This window comes from Nonomuraea sp. PA05 (assembly GCF_008086045.1).
Lineage (GTDB): Bacteria > Actinomycetota > Actinomycetes > Streptosporangiales > Streptosporangiaceae > Nonomuraea > Nonomuraea monospora.
In genome coordinates, this window is record NZ_VSEY01000029.1 from 159,257 (window position 1) to 170,881 (window position 11,625).

Annotated in this window: 8 protein-coding genes; 2 read left to right on the plus strand and 6 right to left on the minus strand. The window is 67.5% G+C overall.

Annotation, left to right across the window (positions count from 1 at the left end; all coding sequences use genetic code 11):
- Positions 1–138 precede the first annotated feature (138 nt).
- The 4 genes from tuf to rpsL form a co-directional block, all read right to left on the minus strand.
- Positions 139–1,332: an elongation factor Tu gene (gene tuf, locus FXF51_RS38585; protein WP_148439699.1), complete on the minus strand. Its 1,194-nt coding sequence runs from the start codon at positions 1,330–1,332 to the stop codon at positions 139–141.
- Between the two features lie 149 nt (positions 1,333–1,481).
- The gene (fusA, locus tag FXF51_RS38590) at positions 1,482–3,530 is read right to left on the minus strand and encodes an elongation factor G (RefSeq protein ID WP_411268418.1); all 2,049 of its coding nucleotides are present in this window, start codon (positions 3,528–3,530) and stop codon (positions 1,482–1,484) included.
- An 84-nt stretch (positions 3,531–3,614) separates the two neighbouring features.
- A complete protein-coding gene (gene rpsG / locus FXF51_RS38595; protein ID WP_043623423.1) occupies positions 3,615–4,085 on the minus strand; it encodes a 30S ribosomal protein S7 in 471 nt (156 codons plus the stop codon).
- 2 nt (positions 4,086–4,087) lie between these two features.
- Positions 4,088–4,462, minus strand: coding sequence for a 30S ribosomal protein S12 (gene rpsL, locus FXF51_RS38600; RefSeq protein ID WP_020542315.1), 375 nt, complete (start codon positions 4,460–4,462; stop codon positions 4,088–4,090).
- A 549-nt stretch (positions 4,463–5,011) separates the two neighbouring features.
- On the opposite strand from rpsL, the gene FXF51_RS38605 reads away from it, so the two are divergent.
- Positions 5,012–6,850: an FHA domain-containing protein gene (locus FXF51_RS38605; protein WP_148439701.1), complete on the plus strand. Its 1,839-nt coding sequence runs from the start codon at positions 5,012–5,014 to the stop codon at positions 6,848–6,850.
- Positions 6,847–7,203, plus strand: a complete 357-nt coding sequence (locus FXF51_RS38610; RefSeq protein ID WP_148439702.1) for a DUF5955 family protein — start codon at positions 6,847–6,849, stop codon at positions 7,201–7,203. Before FXF51_RS38605 ends, FXF51_RS38610 begins: the two co-directional genes overlap by 4 nt.
- A 204-nt stretch (positions 7,204–7,407) precedes the next feature.
- Here FXF51_RS38610 and FXF51_RS38615 read toward each other — a convergent pair whose 3' ends face one another.
- Together FXF51_RS38615 and FXF51_RS38620 are read right to left on the minus strand one after the other, a co-directional pair.
- Positions 7,408–11,283, minus strand: coding sequence for a DNA-directed RNA polymerase subunit beta' (locus tag FXF51_RS38615; RefSeq protein ID WP_148439703.1), 3,876 nt, complete (start codon positions 11,281–11,283; stop codon positions 7,408–7,410).
- Between the two features lie 17 nt (positions 11,284–11,300).
- Positions 11,301–11,625, minus strand: a 325-nt coding sequence (locus FXF51_RS38620; protein ID WP_168018088.1) for a hypothetical protein, incomplete at its 5' end; no start/stop codon positions are given.

An 11,625-nucleotide genomic window follows, 5' to 3' on the forward strand; every position in this document is an offset into this window, starting at 1 on the left:
TTCTTCCGTGATCCGGCAGTGACTTCGGTCACTCGGCCGAAGTGACTGCTGGATCACGGCGCCTCTGCATGGGGGCCTTGCACGCGGTGCGGCGGTCCGCCCGAAGGGTCGGGGCCGACCGCCGCCCCGACGGTCAAGCTACTTGATGATCTTCACAACCCGGCCGGCGCCGACGGTGCGGCCACCCTCACGGATCGCGAACTTGAGGCCTTCCTCCATGGCGATGGGCTGGATCAGCTCAACGCGCATCTCGGTGTTGTCGCCCGGCATGACCATCTCGGTGCCCTCGGGGAGGTTCACAACGCCGGTCACGTCAGTCGTACGGAAGTAGAACTGAGGACGGTAGTTGTTGAAGAACGGCGTGTGGCGGCCGCCCTCGTCCTTGGACAGGATGTAGACCTGGCCGGTGAACTCGGTGTGCGGGGTGGTCGTGCCCGGCTTGATGATGCACTGGCCGCGCTCGACGTCGTCGCGCTTGATGCCGCGGAGCAGCAGCGCGGCGTTGTCACCCGCGTGACCCTCGTCGAGCATCTTGTTGAACATCTCGATGCTGGTGACGGTGGTCGTCGTCTTCTCGGACTTGATGCCGATGATGTCGACCTGCTCGTTGACCTTGACGATGCCGCGCTCGATACGACCGGTGACGACGGTGCCGCGACCGGTGATCGAGAAGACGTCCTCGACCGGCATGAGGAACGGCTTCTCCGTCTCACGCGGGGGCTCGGGGACGTTCTCGTCCACGGCGTTCATCAGCTCGACGATGCTGTCGGCCCACTTCTCGTCGCCCTCAAGAGCCTTGAGCGCGGAGACGCGGACGACGGGCAGGTCGTCGCCGGGGAACTCCTGAGCGGACAGGAGCTCGCGGACCTCGAGCTCGACGAGCTCCAGGATCTCCTCGTCGTCCACCATGTCGGACTTGTTCAGAGCCACGACGATGTAGGGAACGCCGACCTGGCGGGCCAGGAGGACGTGCTCCTTCGTCTGCGGCATCGGGCCGTCGGTGGCGGCGACCACGAGGATGGCGCCGTCCATCTGAGCGGCACCGGTGATCATGTTCTTGACGTAGTCAGCGTGACCCGGGCAGTCAACGTGCGCGTAGTGACGCTTCTCCGTCTGGTACTCGACGTGCGCGATGGAGATCGTGATACCACGAGCCTTCTCCTCGGGCGCCTTGTCGATCTTGTCGAACGGGGTCGCCTTGTTGAGCTCGGGGAAACGGTCGTGAAGCACCTTGGTGATCGCCGCGGTCAGCGTGGTCTTGCCGTGGTCGATGTGTCCAATGGTGCCGATGTTCATGTGCGGCTTAGTCCGCTCGAACTTGGCCTTGCCCACTGGTTCTCTCCTTGAGAATCTGACTGACTCTGTCTACACACTCGGGCCCGGGAACTCCCGAACCCCTTGGCGGCGGGGTGGCTCTCACCACCCCACCAGGGACCAGGACAGAAGTCCCGGTCCGATCCCTCGCGGGATCGGACTGGAAACTACTCGCCCCGGGCCTTCGCGACGATCTCCTTGGCGATGCCCGGAGGCACCTCCGCGTAGGAGTCGAACTGCATGCTGTAGCTCGCGCGCCCCTGCGTCTTGCTACGCAGGTCACCCACGTAGCCGAACATCTCAGACAGCGGCACGAGCGCCTGGACGACCTTGGCGCCGGCCCGGTCGTCCATCGCCTGGATCTGCCCGCGGCGACCGTTGAGGTCACCGATGACGTCACCCATGTAGTCCTCGGGCGTGGTCACCTCGACGGCCATCATCGGCTCGAGGAGCACGGCGTCCGCCTTGCGCGCGGCCTCCTTGAAGGCCATCGAACCGGCGATCTTGAACGCCATTTCCGAGGAGTCCACGTCGTGGGCCGCACCGTCGGTCAGCGTAACCTTCACGCCCACCATCGGGTAACCGGCCAGCACGCCGAACTCGGCGGCCTCCTGGGCGCCGGCGTCGACCGAAGGGATGTACTCCCTCGGGACGCGGCCACCGGTGACCTTGTTCTCGAACTCGTAGCCGTCGTTGCCTTCGCCCAGCGGCTCGAGGTTGATGATCACCCGCGCGAACTGACCGGAACCACCGGTCTGCTTCTTGTGGGTGTAGTCGATCTTCTCCACCTTGCGGCGGATGGTCTCGCGGTAGGCCACCTGCGGGCGGCCGACGTTGGCCTCGACCTTGAACTCGCGACGCATACGGTCGACGAGGATCTCGAGGTGAAGCTCGCCCATGCCCCAGATGACCGTCTGACCGGTCTCCTCGTCACGGCGGACCTGGAAGGACGGGTCCTCCTCGGCCAGCCGCTGGATGGCGGTGGACAGCTTCTCCTGGTCACCCTTGGTCTTCGGCTCGATGGCGACGTTGATGACCGGGGCCGGGAACGTCATCGACTCGAGCACGACCTGGTGGGTCGGGTCGGACAGGGTGTCACCGGTGGTGGTGTCCTTCAGACCCATCACGGCGACGATCTGACCGGCGATCGCCGTCGGGCGCTCCTCGCGCTTGTTGGCGTGCATCTGGTAGATCTTGCCGATCCGCTCCTTCTTGCCCTTCACAGAGTTGATGACCTGTGAACCGGCCTCGAGCGTGCCCGAGTAGATGCGGATGTAGGTGATCTTGCCCAGGTGCGGGTCGCTGGCGATCTTGAAGGCCAGCGCGGAGAACGGCTCCGTCGGGTCCGCGTGACGCTCGATGACCTTCTCCTCGTTGCCGACCGCGTGGCCCTTGAAGGCCGGGATGTCGGTCGGGGCGGGGAGGTAGGCCACGATCGCGTCGAGCAGGGGCTGAACACCCTTGTTCTTGAACGCGGTGCCGCACAGGACGGGGTTGATGGCGCTGGCCAGCGTCGCACGCCGGATCGCCGCGACCAGCTGCTCCTCGGTGGGCTCGGTGCCCTCGAGGAAGAGCTCCATCAGCTCGTCGTCGTTCTCGGCGACGGTCTCCACCAGCTTGTCGCGCCACTCACGAGCAGCGTCGGCGTGGTCGGCCGGGATGTCGACGGTGTCGTACATCTCGCCCTTGGCCGCCTCGGCGCTCCAGATGAGCCCCTTCATCGTGATGAGGTCGATGACGCCCTTGAAGTCGGCCTCGACACCCCACGGGAGCTGGATGACGGCCGGGGTCGCGCCCAGACGGCCGATCATCATGTCGACGCAGCGGTGGAACTCCGCGCCGACACGGTCCATCTTGTTGACGAAGCAGATCCGGGGGACGTCGTAGCGGTCGGCCTGACGCCACACCGTCTCCGACTGCGGCTCGACACCGGCCACACCGTCGAACACGGCGACGGCACCGTCGAGGACGCGCAGCGAGCGCTCGACCTCGATGGTGAAGTCGACGTGACCCGGAGTGTCGATGATGTTGATCGTGTGACCGATCCACTCACAGGTGGTCGCGGCAGACGTGATCGTGATGCCGCGCTCCTGCTCCTGCTCCATCCAGTCCATCGTGGCAGCGCCTTCGTGGACCTCACCGATCTTGTAGTTGATACCGGTGTAGAACAGGATGCGCTCGGTCGTGGTGGTCTTGCCCGCGTCGATATGGGCCATGATCCCGATGTTTCGGACCTTGGCCAGGTCAAGAGCGGTCTGGGTGGCCACTTCTCTCGCGTCCTCGTCGTCTCGTCGAACCCACTACCAGCGGTAGTGAGCGAAGGCCTTGTTGGACTCGGCCATCTTGTGGGTGTCCTCGCGCTTCTTGACGCTCGCCCCGAGGCCGTTGCTGGCGTCGAGGAGCTCGTTCATGAGGCGCTCGGTCATGGTCTTCTCGCGGCGGGCGCGGGAGTACTGCACCAGCCAGCGCAGGGCCAGGGTGGTGCTGCGCGCGGCGCGCACCTCGACCGGCACCTGGTAGGTCGCGCCACCGACGCGACGGCTGCGGACCTCGAGGGTCGGCTTGACGTTGTCAAGCGCGCGCTTCAGGGTGACGACCGGGTCGTTGCCCGTCTTCTCCCTGCAGCCCTCGAGGGCGCCGTAGACGATCGACTGCGCGATGGAGCGCTTGCCGTCCAGGAGCACCTTGTTGATCAGGGCGGTCACCAGCGGCGAGCTGTAAACCGGGTCAGACATGAGCTGACGGCGGCCAGGAGAACCCTTACGAGGCATGGTTAGCTCTTCTCCTTCTTCGCGCCGTAGCGGCTACGGGCCTGCTTGCGGTTGCGGACACCCTGGGTGTCCAGCGAACCGCGGATGATCTTGTAGCGAACACCAGGCAGGTCCTTCACACGACCGCCACGCACGAGCACGATGGAGTGCTCCTGAAGGTTGTGGCCCACACCGGGGATGTAAGCCGTGACCTCGATGCCGTTCGTGAGCCGAACGCGGGCCACCTTGCGCAGTGCCGAGTTGGGCTTCTTCGGAGTCGTGGTGTAAACGCGCTGGCACACGCCGCGCCGCTGCGGACTCCCCTTGAGGGCAGGAGTCTTGGTCTTTGAGACCTTGTCCTGCCGGCCCTTGCGGACCAACTGCTGAATAGTGGGCACTGCCACTCCGTTTCGTGCCTTGGCCGGTGTCACGTCAAAGGTCTTGCGTTTCGCAGGTACTGCCGGTGTCATGACCTGCTGGTTTTTCTTGTCTCGGTGCCCCCGCGCTCGGGCGTGTCGCGCTGTTCGCGCAGACACGTCCGCGAGGATTACGAGCCAGGAAGCCGTCCCGCGCCCGCAATGAGCGCACGGTCGAGAGCCCGCTAGAAGACGGGCACGATGCTCAAGACTACCCAGGCCCTGGCGACACGTCAAAACGGCGCGACAAGACCGACAAGCCTTGCCACTCCGGGTCGCCGGGGCCTTCTCATCCAGCCCATCTACAGCTCCGGAGGTCATGATATCGGCCCCCGCGACCATCTCGCGAGCGCTTCGCCGAAGCTGGGGCATCGGTCTGGTTAAGACTGGACGACCGTGCCTAGGGTAATCCCCGGGTCACTCCCTGACGCCGACTCCTCACCGCGCGGCTAGCGTCACCTGGCGAATCGTCGAGAGGGTTGACGCAGATGCACAAGCTCCTCCCAGGGTCGCGCCCGGACGGAGGCCGCGTTGTCTGAGGCGGCCGGCGGGCTGTGGCCCGGTTCCCCCATCTCCCCCTTCGAGCTCGTCCTCGTGCGCCCGCACGAGCTGCGCGGCGTGCGCCTGCCCGTCTCCGAGGCGCCGGTCGAGATCGGCCGCACCGCGCCGTTACGCATCGACTCCGAGGAGATCAGCCGCAGGCACGCCAGGATCTGGCTGGCCGGCGGCTCCGCCTGGATCAGCGACTGCGGCTCCACCAACGGCACCTGGGTCAACGACGCGCGCATCCAGCAGCCCGTACGCCTGGCCGTCGGCCAGCGTGTCCGCATGGGCGGCGTGGAGGCGGTCCTGCAGATCCAGGGCGGCGGCCTGCCCGAGGAGCACCACACCACCTCCGCCCCGATCCAGCGCCCCACCAACACCACCCGCTACCTGTGCGCCGCCGGCTATCTCGACGACTCCTTCGCCCACGAGGTCATCCGCGAGACCCTCGGCCACCCCTGCCGCGCCACCGCCCCCTCCTACGGCGTGGACCTGCCCGCCGTCGCCAGGCACGCGCTCGCCGCCGAGCGCCACCGCGCGGTCCGCGACGTGCTCCTGCTGCTCCTCGCCGCCGCCACGCTCGTCCTGGTGGCGGCGGCCGCACTGCCGGACGCGGACGCCCTGGACACGCTGAACGGCCTCCTGGACGACCTCGGCGACCTCGGCCGTCTCCGCCTGGCCCTGCTCGCCCTGATCCCCCTCACGCTGGCCTGGGCGGTGGTGGCGGCGCACCTCTTCATCACCAGGGTCGTCGTCCTCGGCGGACGCCTGTCCAGCCGCCGCTTCTCCCCCGGCGCCGCACCCGCCCCGCTCGGCCCGCGCGCCCGTCACCAGGTCGGCCGCCTCGTCCAGGCCCAGCACGGCAACGTCATGGTCTTCTCCGGCTACCGGCCCTTCGTCGGCAGCGGCGCGGAGTACCACGGCTGGTCCTTCGCCATCGACATCACCAAGGCCGCCGCCAAGGACCGCCCGCCCAAGCCCTTCCACTCCGACGACGTGCACGCCCACCTCGCCCGGGAGGTAGCCGCCACAGGACTGCCGAACCTCCGGCTGACCGAGCGCCTGTTCATCAACGGCGTCGACCTCAACCACGCCCCCGACCTGCTGCCGGACCCCCTCGCCCCGCCGCTCGTCACGGCCGACACCGAGCTGCTGCGCGCGGTGTCACGCACCCCCGAGTCCTCGGCCCGCGTCTACCTCTGCGTGGAGGTGCTCGGCTGGGGCGGCCAGCTCATCGTGACCATCTTCATCAGGGCCATCCGGCTGCGCGGCTCCCTGTTCCTGGAGGGCAGCACGTACATGCTGTATCCGCTGGCGCCGGAGTACTCCCAGGTGGACCGGGTCTCCTCCGACGTCCTCACCGGCATCGCCGTCGCCATCGGCGCCGGCGCCGTCAGGACGATCCCCCTGCTGGTCACCGCGCCGTACCGGATCGCCAGGCGCTGGGCCAGGGGCGCGGCCCTGCGCCGCCAGGAACGCGACGACCGCACCGTCATCCAGAGCCGCGGCCTGTACGACTACGGCGCCTCCAGGAGCGTGCGGGAGCTCGCCATGGGCGACGACCTGCGCCGCTTCTTCATCGAACGCGACGTCGAGATGTTCGACCAGGTCGTGCACGAGGCGGTGTTCAAGGCCATCAGCCGCTTCCTCGTCCAGCACGGCATCGACACCGGCGAGGTCGCCCAGCGCATCACCCAGATCACCAACAACAAGATCGACGCCCGCGGCTCGAACTTCGGCAACGCTCCCGGCTCCAACTTCGGCAACGCCCCGGGCTCCCACTTCCGCGGCAGCACCGGCCCAGCCCAGAAAGGCGACACCCCATGACCCAGCACGAAGGCGGCGTCAACTACGGCAACGCTCCCGGCTCGAACTTCGGCCACGCCCCCGGCTCGCACTTCCACGGCGTGGTCAACGAGCACGGCACCGCCGCCCAGCAGGAGGAGCTGCGCGCGCTCATCGACGGGCTGCTGAACGCCGTCGCCCGCCACCAGAGCCAGCTCGCCGACCCTGATGGCGCGAGCACGGCGGTCGAGCTGCTGCGGGAGGAGGTGGCGGGCGACCAGCGGCCGAACCGCCTCATGGGCTTCCTCACCATGCTGACGGCCTCGGCCGGGAGTGTGACGGCGATCAGCGAAGCGGCCACCAAGGTCAGGGATCTCGTCACGGCGATGCTGTGAACCGGGCGCCGTGACGGCGGCCCGCCACTGAAGGGCTCAGCGGGCGTCTCCCTGGAAGGCCCTCAGCCCCGTACGGCGGGTGGTGGAGGGCGGCTTGCCGTAACAAAAAAGACGCACGCCCAGGCGCGGGCGCGTCATTCACCCCGGAAACGCAACGCGCCCGGGCCTCTCGAAAACGAGACCCGGGCGCGTCACTCAGAGCGGTTACCGGTTGTACTGGCCGAAGTCGTACTCCTCCAGGGGGACGGCCTCGCCGCTGCCCGTGCCGAAGGTGTAGTCGGCCGCGGAGCCGTCGTAGCCGCCGACGGTGTACATGGCGGCCTTGGCCTCCTCGGTCGGCTCGACCCGGATGTTGCGGTACTGGGGCATGCCCGTACCGGCCGGGATGAGCTTACCGATGATGACGTTCTCCTTCAGGCCCAGCAGCGAGTCGGACTTGGCGTGGATCGCCGCGTCCGTCAGCACCCTGGTCGTCTCCTGGAAGGAGGCGGCCGACAGCCACGACTCGGTGGCCAGCGACGCCTTCGTGATGCCCATGAGCACCGGACGGCCGGCGGCCGGGGAGCCACCCTCCGCCACGGTCTCGCGGTTCATATTCTCGAAGCGCGGGCGCTCCACGAGCTCGCCGGGCAGCAGGTCGGTGTCACCGGACTCCAGCACGTTCACGCGCTTGAGCATCTGCCGCACGATGATCTCGATGTGCTTGTCGTGGATCGACACACCCTGCGAGCGGTAGACCTGCTGGACCTCCGCCACCAGGTGGAGCTGCACGGCCCGCGGGCCGAGGATACGCAGCACCTCGTTGGGGTTGACGGCACCGGCGACGAGCTGCTGCCCGACCGTGACGCGCTGCCCGTCCTGCACGAGCAGGCGCGAGCGCATCGAGACCGGGTAGGCGATCTCCTCCGAGCCGTCGTCCGGCGTGATGACGATCTTCCTGGTCTTGTCGGTCTCGTCGATGCGAGCCCGGCCCTCGGCCTCGGAGATCGGGGCGACACCCTTGGGGATGCGCGCCTCGAAGAGCTCCGTGACACGGGGCAGACCGTGGGTGATGTCGGCGCCGGCCACACCACCGGTGTGGAAGGTACGCATCGTCAGCTGCGTGCCGGGCTCACCGATCGACTGGGCGGCGATGATGCCGACGGCCTCGCCGACGTCCACGAGCTTGCCGGTGGCCAGCGAGCGGCCGTAGCAGGTCGCGCAGACACCGATCTTGGCCTCGCAGACGAGCGCGCTGCGGGTGCGGACGGTCTCGACGCCGGCCTCGACCAGCTTCGTCACGTGGATGTCGTTGATGTCGACACCCGCCGGGGCGATGATCTTGCCGTCGACCTCGACGTCCTCGGCCAGGATGCGGCCGTGCACGTTGGACTCGGCGTTCTCCGCCTTGACCAGGTTGCCCGACGCGTCGCGGTCGGCCACGTGCAGCGGGACCGCGCGGTCGGTGCCGCAGTCGATCTCGCGGACGATGACGTCCTGCGCCACGTCCACCAGACGACGGGTCAGGTAACCCGAGTCGGCGGTACGCAGAGCGGTGTCGGCCAGACCCTTGCGCTGTCCGTGGGTGGAGATGAAGTACTCCAGCACCGACAGGCCCTCGCGGAACGAGGCCTTGATCGGCCGCGGGATCGTCTCACCCTTGGTGTTGGACACCAGGCCACGGATGCCGGCGATCTGCCGGACCTGCATCTTGTTACCACGGGCGCCGGAGTTGACCATCATCCAGACCGGGTTGGTCGCCGGGAAGGCGTTGACCATGTCGGTCTCGACGTCGGCCGTCGCGTGCGTCCAGATCTCGATGAGCTCCTGACGGCGCTCCTCGTCGGTGATCAGACCGCGCTCGTACTCGCGCTGAACCTTGTCGGCCCGGCGCTCGTAGTTCTCCATGATGTCTTGCTTGTTCGGGGGCGCGACGACGTCCTCGATCGAGATCGTGACACCGGAGCGGGTCGCCCAGCGGAAGCCGGCGTCCTTGAGCGCGTCGAGCGAGTTGGCGACCTCGATCTTGGGGTAGGTCTCCGCCAGCTCGTTCACGATCGTGGACAGCTGCTTCTTGCCGACCTGGAAGTCGACGAAGGGGTAGCTGTCCGGCAGCGTCTGGTTGAACAGGCACCGGCCGAAGGTGGTCTCGAGCCGGATCGGGTCGCCCTGCTCCCAGCCCTCGGGGGCCACCCACTCGCGCGGCGGCAGGACGTCCTTGAGCCGGATCTGGATCTTCGCCTGGATCTCCAGCTCGCGGCGGTCGAAGGCCATCTGCGCCTCGGCGATCGAGCCGAACACGCGGCCCTCGCCGGCGGCGCCGTCCTTCTGGGTGGTCAGCCAGTAGAGGCCGATGACCATGTCCTGGGTGGGCATGGTGACGGGCTTGCCGTCGGCCGGCTTGAGGATGTTGTTGGTCGAGAGCATCAGGATGCGTGCCTCGGCCTGGGCCTCAGCCGACAGCGGCAGGTGCACGGCCATCTGGTCGCCGTCGAAGTCCGCGTTGAACGCGGTGCAGACGAGCGGGTGGATCTGGATGGCCTTGCCCTCGACCAGCTGCGGCTCGAACGCCTGGATGCCCAGACGGTGCAGCGTCGGAGCGCGGTTGAGCAGCACCGGGTGCTCGGTGATGACCTCTTCGAGCACGTCCCACACCACGGGGCGGGCGCGCTCGACCATCCGCTTGGCCGACTTGATGTTCTGCGCGTGGTTGAGGTCCACGAGCCTCTTCATCACGAACGGCTTGAACAGCTCCAGCGCCATCTGCTTGGGCAGACCGCACTGGTGCAGCTTGAGCTGCGGGCCGACGACGATGACCGAACGGCCGGAGTAGTCGACTCGCTTGCCCAGCAGGTTCTGGCGGAAACGACCCTGCTTGCCCTTCAGCATGTCGCTGAGGGACTTCAGCGGCCGGTTGCCGGGACCGGTGACCGGGCGACCGCGGCGGCCGTTGTCGAACAGCGCGTCCACGGCCTCCTGCAGCATCCGCTTCTCGTTGTTCACGATGATCTCGGGCGCGCCGAGGTCGAGCAGACGCTTGAGGCGGTTGTTGCGGTTGATGACCCGGCGGTACAGGTCGTTGAGGTCGGAGGTGGCGAACCGGCCACCGTCGAGCTGCACCATCGGGCGCAGGTCCGGCGGGATGACCGGGATGCAGTCGAGCACCATGCCGCGCGGCGAGTTGGTGGTGTTCAGGAACGCCGAGACGACCTTGAGCCGCTTGAGTGCGCGGGCCTTCTTCTGGCCCTTGCCGCTGCGGATCGTCTCGCGCAGGTTCTCGGCCTCGGCGTCGAGGTCGAAGCTGATCAGCCGGTCCTGGATCGCCTGCGCGCCCATGCCGCCCTTGAAGTAGCGGCCGAAGCGGTCGCGCATCTCGCGGTAGAGCAGCTCGTCGCCCTCGAGGTCCTGGACCTTGAGGTTCTTGAAGCGGCTCCAGACCTCGTCGAGCCGGTCCAGCTCGCGCTGGGCGCGGTCGCGCAGCTGACGCATCTCGCGCTCGGCGCCCTCGCGGACCTTGCGGCGCTGGTCGCCCTTGGCGCCGGCGGCCTCCAGCTCGGCCAGGTCGGACTCGAGCTTCTTCTGCCGGGCCTCGACGTCGGCGTCGCGGCGCTGCTCGATGTGCTGCCGCTCGACGGAGATCTTCGCCTCCAGCGAGGGCAGGTCACGCTCACGCATCTCGGTGTCGACATGCGTGATCATGTACGCCGCGAAGTAGATGACCTTCTCCAGGTCCTTCGGGGCCAGGTCGAGCAGGTAGCCGAGGCGCGAGGGAACGCCCTTGAAGTACCAGATGTGCGTGACGGGCGCGGCCAGCTCGATGTGGCCCATCCGCTCACGGCGCACCTTGGCCCGGGTCACCTCGACGCCACAGCGCTCACAGATGATGCCCTTGAACCGGACGCGCTTGTACTTACCGCAGTAGCACTCCCAGTCGCGGGTCGGACCGAAGATCTTCTCGCAGAAGAGCCCGTCCTTTTCCGGCTTGAGGGTTCGGTAGTTGATCGTCTCGGGCTTCTTGACCTCGCCGTGCGACCACTGACGGATGTCGTCGGCGGTCGCAAGACCGATCCTGAGCTCGTCGAAGAAGTTGACGTCTAGCATTGTGTGCGATCTCCCCCTCAGACTTCTTCCACGCTGCTCGGCTCACGCCGGGACAGGTCGATACCGAGCTCCTCCGCCGCGCGGAAGACGTCCTCGTCGGTGTCACGCATCTCGATGGACATGCCGTCGCTGGAGAGCACCTCGACGTTGAGGCACAGCGACTGCATCTCCTTGATGAGCACCTTGAAGGACTCGGGGATGCCCGGCTCGGGAATGTTCTCGCCCTTGACGATGGCCTCGTAGACCTTCACCCGGCCGAGAACGTCGTCGGACTTGATGGTGAGCAGCTCCTGCAGCGCGTACGCGGCACCGTACGCCTCCAGCGCCCACACCTCCATCTCA

Bases quoted from the DNA above. Each gene is read 5' to 3' on its own strand.
- fusA (WP_411268418.1), bottom strand. From the start codon at position 3,530: ATGGCCCATATCGACGCGGGCAAGACCACCACGACCGAGCGCATCCTG.
- FXF51_RS38610 (WP_148439702.1), top strand. From the start codon at position 6,847: ATGACCCAGCACGAAGGCGGCGTCAACTACGGCAACGCTCCCGGCTCG.
- FXF51_RS38615 (WP_148439703.1), bottom strand. From the start codon at position 11,283: ATGCTAGACGTCAACTTCTTCGACGAGCTCAGGATCGGTCTTGCGACC.
- rpsG (WP_043623423.1), bottom strand. From the start codon at position 4,085: ATGCCTCGTAAGGGTTCTCCTGGCCGCCGTCAGCTCATGTCTGACCCG.